Origin of the sequence: Dellaglioa carnosa (assembly GCF_026948345.1) — a bacterium.
Classification (GTDB): Bacteria; Bacillota; Bacilli; order Lactobacillales; family Lactobacillaceae; genus Dellaglioa; species Dellaglioa algida.
Genome location: NZ_JANXLI010000002.1, coordinates 270612 through 285282 on the forward strand (window position 1 = coordinate 270612; position 14671 = coordinate 285282).

Sequence of the window (14671 nt, forward strand, 5' to 3'; positions counted from 1 at the left end):
GTAAAGCCCCCTAAAGAATCGGTTCGGAATAAGTAACTTCATGATAGCGTTACAGTAATGGTTTTGCAACTAAATAGACGTCTCTGCAGACAATTTGAGATTAGTGTGTAAATAAAGTGAGGTTGCGTTATAAGCAAGGTAAGCGTTTTCTTGTTTTTCGTTAATTAAGTAGGGAGTTGTGGATGATTTGGGAGATCGAAAAAATGATATTGCTAATCTTTTAAAAAATAAAGGAACGGTAATGAATGCGACACAAATTGCGGATGAGCTTGAGTGTAACCGCGCAAATGTCAGTCGTTATTTGAATGATTTGTACAAAAATGGTGATGTTACTAAGAGTGAGGGGCGGCCAGTCTTATATCAATGGTCATCGGTTGAAGAAAAAGAGATACGGCAGAAAAAGATTAATGATAAAAGTGTAAAAGAAATGAGCTTCAAAAAGTTAATTGGTTCTGATGATTCGTTAAAGGTCATGATTCAACAGGCAGAAGCGGCCATTTTGTATCCACCAAGAGGGTTACACACTATTATTTTTGGTGAAACTGGAACTGGGAAATCCTTGTTTGCTGAATGTATGTATCAATTTGCGTTAGAATCAGAAATGGTTAAAGGGGATGCACCATTTATTCGATTTAATTGTGCGGATTATGCAAATAATCCACAGTTACTTTTTGCGCATATATTTGGTGTGAAAAAGGGTGCTTACACGGGTGCCGATCAAGATAAGCAGGGACTGATGGAAAAAGCTGACGGTGGTATTTTATTTTTAGATGAAATACACCGATTGCCTCCTGAGGGACAAGAGATGCTCTTTACCTTTATTGATAAGGGATTTTATCGACCTTTAGGTGAATCTTCAATTACTAAAGAGGCCAGCGTCCAGATTATTGGCGCAACAACTGAAACGTCTGAAAACTTTTTGAGTACATTTAATCGTCGAATTCCGATGGCAATTACGTTACCCCCAATCTCAAAACGGACGATTGATGAACGTTACGGAATGGTTATGAACTTCTTTGAACAAGAAGTTGGACGGTTGAATCAGGATATTATTGTTGAACGTGATGCAATGCTTGCTTTGATGTTGTATGAACCAGAGGCAAATATCGGCCAAATTCAACGGGATATTAAAGTTGTTTGTGCGAAGGCTTTTTTGTATTTCAGAACACATGATGCAACGTCATTGTACATTCGATTAAAAGATTTACCTTTGAATGTTCAAAAGGGTCGCCTAGAAGGTAAATCAAAATATAAGAAGATTGATGTTTTAATGGACCGTTTAGCAAAAAGAACGAATGAAAAAAATACACAGGTTGTTACATTTAAAAATAATGAAACGGTTGAAAAAAACGACCAAAAACCAACTGTCTATGAAACAATTGATAAGAAGGTCAGTGAAACTGATCAACAAAATTTAAAATCGTTGAATCTTAAAATGTTAATTGATTCAGATAATAAGGGTTATTTCAAAGATTATATTGAACAATTATCTGGCGAGGGTGTTCGTAAAGAGTTATTGCCAGATGATGTCTGGTCTATTACCAATGAGGTTTATGATTTAGCCCAAAATAGATTAGGTCAAAAATATAACGAAAGCGCGCGTTTTGCTTTTGGATTACATCTGGTTAGCGCAATCGAACGCATTAGAAAAAATGTCGCAATCGTACATCCCGACCTAAATAACTTACGTCAAAAAAATCCCAAGGCATTTCGTGTGGCTTTGGAGATGGCTGATAGAATTGAACATGAATTTGATATTGAAATTCCATTAGATGAGATTGGGTTTATCACAATGTTTCTAAGTTCCGACTTAAGCGAAAAGAAACAACAAAATGAAATTAAGGTCGGTATCATTGTATTAATGCATGGGGCATCAACTGCCTCTTCAATGTTACAAACGGCTCAGGAATTACTGGGAACAACAAAAGGAAAGGCAATTAATATGCCACTGGATGTGAATGTCTCAGAAATTTATGATCAAGTTCGAGATTACGTATTAGACAGTCAAGAACGGTTAAAAAAAGGCCTACTTCTTTTAACGGATATGGGCTCATTAACCAGTTTCGCTTCGATGTTGGGCGAAGAAACAGGAATTAATATTCGAGCGGTTTCAATGACCAGTACGCTAGTTGTCCTTGAATCATTAAGGATTGCGATTGCTGGACGTGAGTTAGAAGATATCTATGCGAATGCGCAACATATTTTTGAATCATCCGTTAAAGAACAATTTTTCCATATGCGTCCTAGAAAAAAGGCAGTTATTGTTGCTTGTTTCACTGGCGAAGGGGTCGCTGCTAGACTATACGATCGAATTGTGCCAATTGTAAATGAAGATGAAGTAAAAGTTATTCGAATGCAGTATTTAGAAAAAGATGCTTTTAAAAAACATATAAACACATTAATGCGGGATTACGATGTGAAGGCGATTGTTGGAACCGTTGAAGTTTCTTACCAAAGAGTGCCATTTTTCTCAGCTCTAGATATCTTCAACGATGAAACATTACAAGTCTTACAACGAATGCTATCTGATAGTGATTTAACACAGGAGACGATTACAGCGTTAGAAGGCAGCATTAACTCTGTTAATTCGGTACCTGATTTAATTCATACTATTCAAACAATGATTATTAAAATTCAATCCGATTTACAGATTGTTCTCGATCCCGAGATTATTGTGGGCATTATGATGCATTTAGCTTTCCTAGTAGATTCAAGACTAAAAGATCAACCGATTAAACCGTTTGATAACATTCAAGAATTTTCAGCTGAAAAACATTTACAGATGGAAATTGTTAAAACGGCACTGATTATTGTCGAAAAAATGTATAATATTACGATTTCAGATGATGAAGTCGCTTATATTGTCCAAATATTTATGGGTAATACATTGAATAAAATCAGTGTGTAGTGGCAAATCACAGTGTGTAAGTGAAATAAAAGGCCTTAGAAAACGCTTTCGGTAAGCGTTTTCTAAGGCCTTTTATTTTTGGCACGTAACTTGCGTATATAAGAGTATAAATAGAAAAAGGAGTGGTAGATTATGAAAACGATTATGTTAGTTTGTTCAGCAGGGATGAGTACAAGTTTACTGGTGTCAAAAATGCAAAAAGCAGCAGCAGCGGAAAATTATGATTCAGAAATTTTTGCGGTTGGTGCTTCAGAAGCAGATTCAATGCTTGAATCAAAACCAGTTGACGTATTAATGTTAGGCCCACAAGTTCGTTTTATGAAAGACGAATTTGAGAAAAAAGTTGCCGATAAAGATATTCCGGTAGAAGTCATCAACATGCAAGATTATGGCATGATGAACGGCGAAAAAGTACTCGCAACAGCTAAAACATTACTTAAATAAAAAAGGGTGGTCACAATTATGAATGAAAATGATGCACAAATGCAAACAATCATGGGGTTGATTGTGAATGGCGGAAACGCTAAGAGTGATTCTATGGAAGCAATCCATGCTGCAAAAAAAGGTGATTTTGAGACAGCGGCTGCTAAATTAGCCGATGCCGATAAATCATTAATTGAAGCGCATCATTCTCAAACAGCAATGTTAACGCAAGAAGCCTCAGGGGATCCGGTACCAGTTAGTTTATTAATGGTTCATGGACAAGACCATTTAATGAATGCAATTACATTCAGAGACTTAGCCGGTGAGGTAGTAGACATGTACAAAAAGATCGGGTAAGTATCAGAATTTAAGGAGGAACTACTCATGGATAAATTTATAAAATGGATGGATATTCACTTCATCCCAGTAGCTTCAAAAATAGGCGCACAGAGACATTTAATAGCAATTCGAGATGCTTTCGTTGTTATCATGCCTCTTATGATTTTGGGTGCCTTAGGAACATTGGTTAATAACCTTCCTATCCCCGGATTTACAAATTTCATGGATGGACTATTTCCTAAAATAGTTAATGAAGCGCCAATTTGGAAAAGTTTAGGTGGCGGCGTTTGGAATGCAAGTTTTGGTATTATGTCATTATTCATTGCATTCTTAGTCGCTCATAACGTTGCAAAATCATACGGTAAAGATGGTATGGCCGCTGGTACAGTATCAGTTGCTTCATTCTTTGCACTTGGCGGTTTACAATTAGCCGGTATGACTTCAACAGGATTATTCGTGGCACTTCTTGTTGCGTTAATTTCAGGAGAATTATTCCAACGTTTAAGTGGTAACAAACACTTAATTATCAACATGCCTGATGGTGTTCCACCTGCTGTAGCAAAAGCATTCGCATCATTATTTCCAGCAATGATTGTTGTCACAATCTTTGCCTTTATCAATACATTATTCCAAGGATTCGGCGTAACTGATATTATTGCATCATTCTACAAACTTGTTCAAGAACCATTCATGGGCTTGGCAAACTCATATCCATCAGCATTATTATTAGCATTCATCGCACCATTCCTATGGTTCTTTGGATTACATGGTGCTAATATGATTGATCCACTAATGCAAACAATTAACGCACCTGCTATTGCAGCTAACGTTAAAGCACTTAGTGAAGGTAAAGCAATTCCATTTATTGTTAACAAACCATTCTTTGATTCATTCGTTAACTTAGGTGGAACTGGTGCAACAATTGGTTTAATTATTGCCATCTTCATCGTTGGTCGTAAAAACAAACCTTACAAAATGATTAGTTCATTGTCAGCAGCTCCTGGAATCTTTAACATTAACGAACCAATGATGTTTGGATTACCAATTGTGTTGAACCCAATCATGTTTGTACCATTTATCCTAACACCAATGGTACTTGTGACCGTTGCCTATGTGGCAACTGCTACCGGAATTGTGCCGGCAGCCACGGTAATGCCTCCTTGGGTTACACCACCAATTATTGGCGGAATCTTGGCAACTAAGAGTATGGCGGGTGGTGTTTTAGCCGCAGTCAATGTGGTTATCTCAGCATTAATCTATGCACCATTTGTTATCTTAGCAACAAAAGAAGTCGAAAAAGCTGAAGAAGAAGCTTTGGACAACAAATAAAATAAAAAGCAAATCTCTTTACGTAATTTATGTAGAGGGATTTTGTGCTAAATAAAGGAGTTTACTATGGCTAAATATGAATTTCCAAAAGATTTCTGGTGGGGATCCGCTGCGAGTGGCCCACAATCTGAAGGACGCGTTGCGGGCGATGGCAAAGCTGATAATATCTGGGATGCTTGGTATCAAACGGCTCCCGAAAAGTTTTTTAATCAAGTCGGTCCGGAAAAAACATCGATGGTTTATCAAAAGTACCAAGAAGATATCTCTCTGATGAAACAAACTGGCCATAATTCATATCGAACTTCAATTCAGTGGTCACGATTAATTCCGAATCCATTTACGGGGGAAGTCAATCCAGAAGCCGTTACCTTTTATAATCATTTAATTGATGATTTAATTGCCGCCGGAATTGAACCGTTTATTAATTTGTATCATTTCGATATGCCGATGGTACTTCAAGAAAATGGTGGCTGGTTAAATCGTGAAGTAGTTGATCTATATACCGATTATGCAGAAACGTGTTTTAAATTATTTGGTGATCGGGTTAAGAAATGGTTTACTCAAAATGAACCAATTGTTCCCGTTGAGGGTGGCTATTTATATGGGTGGCACTTGCCCGATGAACGGAATTTAAAGCATGGCGTCCAAGTGGCTTATCATGAAGCTTTAGCGAGTGCTAAAGCGGTCGAGAAGTATCATGCACTTAATTTAGGTGGAACGATTGGGATTATTTTAAACTTAATGCCCACGTATCCCAAGGATGATACAAATCCGGCAGATGTTAAGGCAGCTAAATTCGTAGATGGTTTCTTTAACCGTTCATTTTTAGATCCCGCAATTAAAGGGACATTTCCAAGTGATATCGTTGATTGGTTAGGTGAGTATGACTTAATGCCAATCTATCACCAAAGTGATTTAGTTATCATTAAAGAAAATACGATTGATTTATTAGGTGTAAACTATTATCAACCAAGACGAGCGGCAGCAAAAGAAATTCAAGTTGAACCAGAAGGTGAGAACGGTTGGATGCCCGAAGACTTCTATACGGTATATGATATGCCAGGGAAAAAAGTGAACCCGTATCGTGGTTGGGAAATATATGAAAAAGGCATTTATGATGCGCTGATTAATATTAAAGATAATTACGGTAATATTGATTGTTTTATCTCTGAAAATGGGATGGGCGTTGAAGATGAAGCAAGGTTTATCAATGCTAATGGTCAAATTAACGATGATTATCGAATTGAATTTATTCAAGACCATCTGAAATGGGTGCATAAGGCGCTTGAAGAAGGCAGTCATGTTCATGGGTACCATATGTGGACATGTATGGATAATTGGTCATGGTTGAACGCCTATAAGAATCGTTATGGATTTATTAGTGTTGATTTGGATAACGAGGCTAAGCGGACAATTAAAAAGAGTGGATACTGGTTTAAAGAAATGACAGAACAAAATGGATTTAACGACTAAAATGTGGAGGCACTGACTTATGGAAATGGAAATGAAATTAAAAATGCCGGCGACTTATTTGTTTGATCAGATTATGGAATCCGTATTATATGATATTCATACACAAACGGGTCGTAAGTTGAAGAGGAACCAATTAGAGGGTTTTGAATTCACAAAAAACTTTTCAAAAACGCAAACGGCTGCGCTAAAAGTAACTAAAATTGTTGAGAATGAAAGTTATCATTTTCAAACTGAAAACAACCGTAACAAGTTTGAAGTGGGATATGAAATTATCGCGGTTGACGCCGATCATTGCTTGTTAAGTTATAAAGAATCAATGACCTCTAAGGGTAAGATGCAGCAAATGAATGACGTCTTTATGAGTATGATGATGAGTTTCTTCAAAAAGAGAAATTTCAAAAAAATGATGAAACAAATTGAAGGTAAGTACGCAACTAGTTAGACAAAAATAAGAAGTGAGTCGATAATTATGGGTCTACAATATCTGTTGTTGGTAATAGAGAATTAATTCTATTACTAATGACAGATTTTTTTGTATAATGACAAAAAAAGACCCAAAAGCCATAAGACTTTTGGGTACGGGTTCATCCAAATTCGCTATTCATTCCACCTTCAAAAGAAAAATCAATAAGAAAGAAGGAATCTCCGCATGTCTAATCATACTAAATTTTGGCTTGAAATAGAAGACAGTAATCTAACGATTATTGATTATTACACCTCAAGCGATCACGTCGCCCGGTTTAACGGTATTCTTGATTATCAACCGAAAGCTTGTCCCAACTGCGGAATTAAGAACGAAGGTCAGATAATCAAATACGGCTGGCGTCAAACGACTATTCGATACCCTAAGGTATCGGGAAAAGACGTTATTCTCTCACTCAAACGAAGATATTTTAATTGCCACGAGTGCCAATCCTACTTTTTGGCTCAAACAAGTGCGGTCCCTAAGAACTGTACAATATCTAATCTATCTAGAAAACTTTGTTTGACTAAGCTGGCAGAACCCGTTTCTTTAACCCATATTGCCGATGAGCTTTCAACTTCTGATTCCTTTGTAGGCCGCATTTTAATGACGTCCGAACGAGATTTTAAACCAAATTACACGTTCTTACCCAAGGTCCTCCTACTTGACGAAGTCAAGAGTACTAAATCCGCTACAGATGCCATGAGTTTTGAATTTATGGATGCTAGTAATCATGAATTAATTGATCTTTTATCTTTTCGACGGCTCTATCAAATACAACGTTATTTTTACCGTTATTCAGCCGCGGCTAGAAAAAATGTGAAAATTATCGTAACTGATATGAATTATGCGTATCCTAAACTGGCTAAAGAAGTCTTTCCCAATGCAATTGTTATCATTGATAGCTTTCATATAATCAATTCGGTGAATCGTGGATTTACCAAAACAAGAATCAGACTCATGAAAGAACTGCCAACATCGTCAAAAGATTATAGAGCACTGAAAAGATACTGGAAACTTCTGTTAAAACCTTCTGAAAATCTTGATTACAAGAATTTTAAAAAATGGACTTATTTTCCGTACTTAATGACGGAGATTGATGTCCTTGACCATTTACTCGCACTGAATCCAGAACTGAAAAGAACATATGAATTAATGAATCAAATCAGGTCAACCCTTCACTTAAGGGACTGGGCAGCTTATAATCTAGCCGTTATGAACACCGAAGGGTGTTCTGAAGAGATAACCAAAAGTATTGAAACGTTACGACTTCATCATTCTGAAATTAAAAGCACTTTCGCACTTCATTATTCTAACGGTCCTTTAGAAGGTACAAATAATAAAATAAAGGTCGTTAAACGCGTTAGTTTTGGCTTCAGAAACTTTCATAGATTTCGAACAAGACTATTTTACACGCTAAAAATACATACTAAAAAAGTCCTAATCACAAAGTGATCAGAACTTTATCAATTTAGTCACCAACAACAGTTGACGAAGAGCCATAATTATCGACTCACTTCTTATTTTTTAATCTAAAACTTCAATGCCGATACCAATAACGCCGGGTCCAGCATGAACGCCAAGAGCTGGGGAAACGTCCCCAAAGTAGATGTGTTCAGCGTTTGGATAGTTTTCTTTTAATTCTTTTAGCATGCTTTCAGCCAAAGGTTTGTTATTGCCGTAGGCCACAGCTAAATCAAAATGCTGTGTATCGCCAATTTTATCATCAACCAGTGATAAAAATTTCTTTAGAGCGGCTTTTTCGCCACGAGCTTTTGCAACGGGGTAGTAGATACCATTTTCATCACATGAAATAATAGGTTTAATATTTAAAAGATTACCCATGATACCAGAAACACGTCCGATACGACCACCAACTTGAAGATAATGCAACGTTGGCAAGTAGAAGAAAACACTACTTTCATCGACAGCTAATTGAACTTTGGTAACAATTTCGCCGAAGTCATTACCTTCTTTAATTAAGTTTGCCGCAAAAATCCCAGCTAAACCGCCACCAATACCAACACTCTTTGTATCAATAACTTCAACTTTTAGCGGTGATGTTTTTGCGAATGTTTTAATCGCGTTATAGGTACCAGAAAGCCCACTTGAAATGGTTGTTGAAATAACATGCGTGTAACCATCGGCTTTAATTTGTTCAAAAATATCTTGAATCGAACCACCTGAAGGCGTTGCTGTTGTTGGAATTTCAGTTTCCATTCGTTCGTAAACTTCTTCCGGTGAAATAGAAATCCGATCTAAATAGGTTGTATCACTAAATGTAATTAAGATGGGAACCATGTAGATATGTTCCTGTTCCATAAATTCCTTAGGAATATCAGCACCTGAATCGACTAATATTGCAATTTTTTCTTCTTTCATGATTTAGTTGCCTCCTTCATAAGCATAACTAATTTTTCACTAATAATATGATTTATAACTGCACTAGCAGCCGTTCGTTGTTCTAATTCGATAATCGTTGTCTCAATTGTAACCGGTTTTAAGTTAGTGTCAAAGGTTAAGGACTTAATTTGCTCATTAAAAATTAAAGCAAAGTTCATATAAGCATCTTCAGCTGAATTATCAACTAAAAGTTGGTCAATACCATTCTTAATGACGGTTAACGGAAAAGCGGATTTTAAAATTGTAATGACAACAATTGCTGCTAGGTGTTCTTTACGGTATCTTTTTTTGATTGGTTTAAACATAACTTCTTTTTTTACATAATTATTAACCATCGTAGCGGTTACGGGTGCTAAATTCAGTGGTTCCAGATATTGGTTCACGAGTTTTATAGATTGATCCATGTACAAATCCAATTCTGGAAAATCTTGCCAAGTTGGTAATGTGATTTTCTTTAAACTATTCAACCAATTTAAAAAAGATTCTGGTACTTTTTGACCCAATAGATAACCCCCTTAACGTAATGACTTTATAATATCATTTACATCTAGTATTGTAAACTAGATTTAATTGTTTTTAGAAGTATATGAAAAAGATGATGTCTATATAAGAATAAAAGTTGTACACTGTAATGGTATTTAATAATGAGAAGGAGTGAATTATTTATGATGGAACAAGCATGTACAACAATTCTAGTTGGAAAAATGGCCACAATTGATGGCTCAACAATGATTGCCAGAAACGATGATACGTTTTTGCCTATTACACCACAACGATTTTTGATGTACCCCGCAGTAGCAGGACGTCATGAAACATTAACTTCGAATAAAAATGGGTTTACCGCACCATTACCAGAAAAAGGGTACCGTTGGACGGCAACGCCTAACGTTGAAGTAGCTAGTAAAGGTGTCTTTGATGAGAGTAGTATTAATGAAAAAAATGTTGCAATGAGCGCTACAGAAAGTGTTTATGCAAATGAACGTGTCTTAGCTTATGATCCTTTAATTAAAAATGGGTTGGCAGAAGATTCATTACAAACAATGGTTGCGCCTTATATTGAATCTGCGAAACATGGTGTTCAGTACTTGGGTGATCTGATTACAAAATACGGTTCACCAGAAGGCAACGGCGTTTTATTTAGTGATAAAAATGACGTTTGGTACATGGAAATCGTTACTGGGCATCACTGGATTGCGCAACGTATTCCAGATGATGCGTACGCAGTTGCAGCTAATCAAGTTGCGATTCAAGAAATTGATTTTAATGATGCTGATAATTTTATGTGGTCGGACGGTATTCGCGAATACGTTGAGGAACATCATTTAAACCCAGATAAAACGGGTTGGAATTTCCGTCATATCTTTGGGACAGACACAGAAAAAGACCGTCACTACAACACACCTCGTGTTTGGTACGGTCAACGTTGTTTAACACCTGAGATTGCGCAAGAACCAACTTCAAGTGAGTTACCATTTATTTGTTACGCAAGTAAAAAAATTAGTGTTGAGGATGTAACTGCCGTTTTGGGCTCACATTATAATGAAACGCAGTATGATCCATTTGGTCATGGTGCTGATGAAGATCGGTTACGTTTCCGACCTATTTCAATGAACAGAACGCAAAATGCACATGTTCTTCAATTAAGAAATGACGTTGACGATGCGCATTCTGCCTTAATGTGGATTTGTTTAGGCGTTCCAGCATTTGCACCATTTGTGCCGTTCTACACAAATGCTACGGATACGGATCCAAGTTATAGTGAAACACCATTAACATTGGATATGACGAGTGCTTACTGGATGTATCGAACGGTTTCGATGTTGACAGAGTCACATTATGCACAGTTTGTTCAAGAAGATGTGGATTACTTAAAGGCTTGCCGTCAACAATTGAAGACGATGGTTTCAGAAATTGATGCCGCTTCTGAAAAGATGAGTGGGGACGACCTAACGGCCTATTTAACGAAACAGAATTATGCGATTGTGGCAGAAATGCGCGAAAGAACGATGGCAATGATTGGTCAATTTATTACTGAAGGATTAACGTTATCTAAATTAACCTTTAATATGGATGCTAATTTATAAAAATAAATCACAAAAAAAGTAGCGCATTAAATTGCGCTACTTTTTTTCGATTATTTACTTGTTTATTTCCTCAACATTGCCTTTAGCATCTTTTTCAACTTGCATATCTGAAATTGAAATGTAACCTAACTTTTTAATTAAGCTATTTTGAATTTTATCTGATTGGATATAACTAATAAATTTAGCCGTTGCATATTTTGGTGATCCCTTAGTGTACATATGTTCATAAGACCAAATTTTCCAATTGTTGTTTTCAACATTCTTTGATGTTGGCTGTACTTTATCAATAGATAGCACCTGAACGTTGTCATTTAAGTATGAGAAAGCTAAATAACTGATGGCGCCTGGTGTTGAAGCAACCATTTTTTGAACCGTCCCGTTTGAGTCTTGTTCTTGCGTTTGTTTAGCGGTTTGTTTTGGAAGAATAATACTATCAAATACTGTACGGGTACCTGAACCAGATGCACGGTTAATCACAACGATTTCTTGATCGGCACCGCCTAATGCTTTCCAGTTTGTAACCTTACCTAAGAAAATATCAGCCAGTTGTGATTTCGAGAGATTAGTGACTTTTGTTTCCTTATTAACAACTGGTGCAATACCTACGACGGCAACTTTGTGATCAACAATCTTTTTGGCATCGACGCCGTCCTTTTGTTCCGCGAAAATATCTGAGTTACCAACTGTAACGGCACCTGTTGACACTTGACTTAAGCCAGTTCCTGAACCACCACCCTGTACGCCAATTGTTAAACCTGAATGGTCATCTTGATAGGTTTCAGCCGCTTTTTCGACTAAAGGTTGTAAGGCAGTTGATCCAACGATTGTAATTTTACCCGTGATTTTTGATGTATCACTTGATGATGAGGATTTACCACACCCTGCTAATAATAGAAGACCCATTGCGACTACTGAAATAAGTGCTGTTTTTTTTCTCATGACTAATTTCTCCTTTTATTTTATGCCCGTATTTAAGAACACCTTTATAGTATCAAGTAATTGTTATCGTTCTGTATGAATCGTGTAATGATTTGTACCAGTAATTGTAAAGAATAGGTAAAGGAAAAGTTAAATGTTTTGCTTTTAATCATGGGGTTATCTATAATAAAAATCATCCTATTATGACAAGTTGTCATAAATGAAAAGTAGAAACAAGGGGGGAATCAAATTGATTCTAGAAATTAAGCACGTTTCAAAAACGTATAATATGGCTGGTGGTACAACTTTTAAAGCCTTGAAAGATATTAATGCATCATTTGATAAAGGAGAACTAGTTTCAATTGTCGGCGAATCTGGAAGTGGTAAATCAACATTAATGAATTTAATTGGTGGATTAGATTCGAGTTTTGACGGTGAAATTACGTATAATGGCGAAAATATTGGTGAATTTTCTGAAAAAGAGTTAGTTAACTTTCACAAAAAAAGTATCGGCTTCATTTTCCAGAACTTTAATTTAATTCCTCATTTAAGTTTGATTGATAACGTTGCTATGGCAATGACACTATCGAATGTTGATAAAACAGTACGTGTGGAGCGCGCTAAAAAACTGTTAACAGATGTTGGTTTACAAGATCATATGACGAAAAAACCTGATCAAATATCTGGTGGACAAAAACAACGTGTTGCAATTGCGCGTGCCTTAATGAACGATCCAGATGTGATTATTGCGGATGAGCCCACGGGTGCCTTGGATTCGGAAACAACGGATGCCGTCTTAGAAATTATTAAAGACATCGCAAAACGCGGTAAGTTAGTTTTGATGGTTACTCACTCTGACCGTGTTGCGGCCTACTCAAGTCGAGTTGTGCGAATTGATAATGGTGCGATTATTTCTGATGACGAACAAGAACAACTTGAATTGCATGCAAATGAAGATGAATTCAAAGGCGAAAAACCTAAAAATTTAAGTCTTTGGTCTGCTATTCGATTAGCAGCGCTTAACATGAAGGCTAAGTTCTCCCGTAATTTACTCGTTGCTATTGGTTCAAGTATTGGAATTATGTCGGTTGTTTTGATGTTATCACTTGGTAAAGGGGTAACAAGTTATATTAAAAGTACAATGTCTAGTTATGTGAATCCAAATGTAACAGAGGTGCATATGAAGGCTAAACCTACCGCTGCCAGTAGCAGTGGGAGCAATACACCGACAACAGCAGCTTCGAGTGCACAGGTAGCGCAAGCTAAGGAACAACAAACGCAAATGGCCGCAATAACCGGTCAAACGGGTTCATTTGCCGAAAAAGATATTAAAAAATTAACCAACGTGAAACATGTTGATTCACTTCAAAAAGGGTATACAGCCATTTCGTTGGGAACAAATACAGTTTCATATAAGGGTAAAAAAGCCAGCTTAATGCAGTTGGGAACGATGAATTCAAGCATCACAAAATCAAATATTACGCAGGGTTCAAAGCCGGGTAAAGATGGTGTCTTGCTGGATAAAACGACTGCCGATACATTGGGTAAAGATATAGTTGGTAAAAAAGTTGAGATTGCGATTGTTTACAATGAAAAAACAATCAAGAAAACAGTTAAGGTTGCTGGTATTTATGAAGCTTCCGGTAGTAGTAGTTCAAGTAGTTTAGTTTACTTAAACTACGCGGATTTACAACAGTTAGTTAAAGATAATAATGAAAAAATTGAACCGAATGTTGTTTATTTGCATACGAATGATAAAGCTAATACGGCCGGAATTAAGGCTAAAGTAAAATCATTGGGATACACAGGTTCAATTCAAGAAAAAATGTCTGAAATGTTTACACAAATGTTGGATATCTTAACGGATGTGTTAACGGCCGTAGCTGCAATATCATTGCTTGTTTCTGCAATCATGATATTAGTTGTGCTGAATATCTCCGTTGTTGAAAGAACAAAAGAGATTGGGGTTATGAAGGCTTTAGGTGCACGTCGAAAAGATATTCGTCGTATTTTCGTTTCGGAAGCATTCTTAATTGGGTTGGCATCTGGCTTAATTGGTGTCGGAGTAACTTACGTCTTAGCCTTTGGGTTAAATGCATTCTCGATTGCAACATTTGATGTTACGATTGTTAAAGTCGCAGCAAGCTATGCCTTCTCTGGAATTTTAATTAGTGTCTTGATTAGTATGTTTGCAAGTTTCTTACCAGCAAACAGAGCATCAAAACTAGATCCAGTTGAATCGTTAAGAAAAGAATAGGCAAAAAGGTTGCATTTTTAAATAAAGACTAGTAATATGACAAGTTGTCACATGACGACTTGTCATTTTTTTGT

General features: G+C 36.6%; 12 protein-coding genes. 9 read left to right on the top strand and 3 right to left on the bottom strand.

The annotated features are described in order from the left end of the window. Positions 1 to 187: 187 nt before the first annotated feature. The 7 genes from N0K80_RS04230 to N0K80_RS04260 all read left to right on the top strand — a co-directional run bounded on the left by N0K80_RS04230 (position 188) and on the right by N0K80_RS04260 (position 8390). Complete coding sequence (locus N0K80_RS04230; protein ID WP_269023882.1) at positions 188 to 2908, top strand: sigma 54-interacting transcriptional regulator; 2721 nt, start codon at positions 188 to 190, stop codon at positions 2906 to 2908. Positions 2909 to 3040: 132 nt separating this feature from the next. Further along, positions 3041 to 3352, top strand: a complete 312-nt coding sequence (locus N0K80_RS04235) for a PTS sugar transporter subunit IIB (protein WP_057974026.1) — start codon at positions 3041 to 3043, stop codon at positions 3350 to 3352. Between the two features lie 18 nt (positions 3353 to 3370). Further along, entirely contained in the window at positions 3371 to 3688 is a 318-nt protein-coding gene (locus N0K80_RS04240; protein WP_057974025.1) for a PTS lactose/cellobiose transporter subunit IIA, read from the top strand. Positions 3689 to 3715: 27 nt separating this feature from the next. Further along, positions 3716 to 4999, top strand: a complete 1284-nt coding sequence (locus N0K80_RS04245; protein ID WP_057974024.1) for a PTS sugar transporter subunit IIC — start codon at positions 3716 to 3718, stop codon at positions 4997 to 4999. A 66-nt stretch (positions 5000 to 5065) separates the two neighbouring features. Beyond that, complete coding sequence (locus N0K80_RS04250; protein ID WP_269023883.1) at positions 5066 to 6472, top strand: glycoside hydrolase family 1 protein; 1407 nt, start codon at positions 5066 to 5068, stop codon at positions 6470 to 6472. A gap of 19 nt (positions 6473 to 6491) precedes the next feature. Beyond that, complete coding sequence (locus tag N0K80_RS04255) at positions 6492 to 6914, top strand: DUF3284 domain-containing protein (protein WP_269023884.1); 423 nt, start codon at positions 6492 to 6494, stop codon at positions 6912 to 6914. 207 nt (positions 6915 to 7121) lie between these two features. Then, positions 7122 to 8390: an ISL3 family transposase gene (locus N0K80_RS04260; RefSeq protein ID WP_269023885.1), complete on the top strand. Its 1269-nt coding sequence runs from the start codon at positions 7122 to 7124 to the stop codon at positions 8388 to 8390. A gap of 72 nt (positions 8391 to 8462) precedes the next feature. On the opposite strand, the gene N0K80_RS04265 is transcribed toward N0K80_RS04260, so the two are convergent. Further along, on the bottom strand, positions 8463 to 9317 hold the full coding sequence (locus N0K80_RS04265) for a DegV family protein (RefSeq protein WP_269023886.1): 855 nt from the start codon (positions 9315 to 9317) through the stop codon (positions 8463 to 8465). After that, positions 9314 to 9841, bottom strand: coding sequence for a DUF1836 domain-containing protein (locus N0K80_RS04270; RefSeq protein ID WP_269023887.1), 528 nt, complete (start codon positions 9839 to 9841; stop codon positions 9314 to 9316). Before N0K80_RS04270 ends, N0K80_RS04265 begins: the two co-directional genes overlap by 4 nt. A 162-nt stretch (positions 9842 to 10003) precedes the next feature. Here N0K80_RS04270 and N0K80_RS04275 point away from each other — a divergent pair, with 162 nt between their 5' ends. Then, complete coding sequence (locus N0K80_RS04275; RefSeq protein ID WP_269023888.1) at positions 10004 to 11422, top strand: C69 family dipeptidase; 1419 nt, start codon at positions 10004 to 10006, stop codon at positions 11420 to 11422. 54 nt (positions 11423 to 11476) lie between these two features. On the opposite strand, the gene N0K80_RS04280 is transcribed toward N0K80_RS04275, so the two are convergent. Beyond that, positions 11477 to 12361: a phosphate ABC transporter substrate-binding protein PstS family protein gene (locus N0K80_RS04280; RefSeq protein WP_269023889.1), complete on the bottom strand. Its 885-nt coding sequence runs from the start codon at positions 12359 to 12361 to the stop codon at positions 11477 to 11479. Between the two features lie 199 nt (positions 12362 to 12560). On the opposite strand from N0K80_RS04280, the gene N0K80_RS04285 reads away from it, so the two are divergent. Continuing rightward, the gene (locus N0K80_RS04285) at positions 12561 to 14597 is read left to right on the top strand and encodes an ABC transporter ATP-binding protein/permease (protein WP_407932685.1); all 2037 of its coding nucleotides are present in this window, start codon (positions 12561 to 12563) and stop codon (positions 14595 to 14597) included. Positions 14598 to 14671 lie beyond the last annotated feature (74 nt).

What these genes read in the sequence shown, in the direction of transcription:
- N0K80_RS04235 (WP_057974026.1), top strand. Translation starts at nt 3,041, where the DNA reads ATGAAAACGATTATGTTAGTTTGTTCAGCAGGGATGAGTACAAGTTTA.
- N0K80_RS04240 (WP_057974025.1), top strand. Translation starts at nt 3,371, where the DNA reads ATGAATGAAAATGATGCACAAATGCAAACAATCATGGGGTTGATTGTG.
- N0K80_RS04245 (WP_057974024.1), top strand. Translation starts at nt 3,716, where the DNA reads ATGGATAAATTTATAAAATGGATGGATATTCACTTCATCCCAGTAGCT.
- N0K80_RS04250 (WP_269023883.1), top strand. Translation starts at nt 5,066, where the DNA reads ATGGCTAAATATGAATTTCCAAAAGATTTCTGGTGGGGATCCGCTGCG.
- N0K80_RS04255 (WP_269023884.1), top strand. Translation starts at nt 6,492, where the DNA reads ATGGAAATGGAAATGAAATTAAAAATGCCGGCGACTTATTTGTTTGAT.
- N0K80_RS04260 (WP_269023885.1), top strand. Translation starts at nt 7,122, where the DNA reads ATGTCTAATCATACTAAATTTTGGCTTGAAATAGAAGACAGTAATCTA.
- N0K80_RS04265 (WP_269023886.1), bottom strand. Translation starts at nt 9,317, where the DNA reads ATGAAAGAAGAAAAAATTGCAATATTAGTCGATTCAGGTGCTGATATT.
- N0K80_RS04275 (WP_269023888.1), top strand. Translation starts at nt 10,004, where the DNA reads ATGATGGAACAAGCATGTACAACAATTCTAGTTGGAAAAATGGCCACA.
- N0K80_RS04280 (WP_269023889.1), bottom strand. Translation starts at nt 12,361, where the DNA reads ATGAGAAAAAAAACAGCACTTATTTCAGTAGTCGCAATGGGTCTTCTA.
- N0K80_RS04285 (WP_407932685.1), top strand. Translation starts at nt 12,561, where the DNA reads ATGAAAAGTAGAAACAAGGGGGGAATCAAATTGATTCTAGAAATTAAG.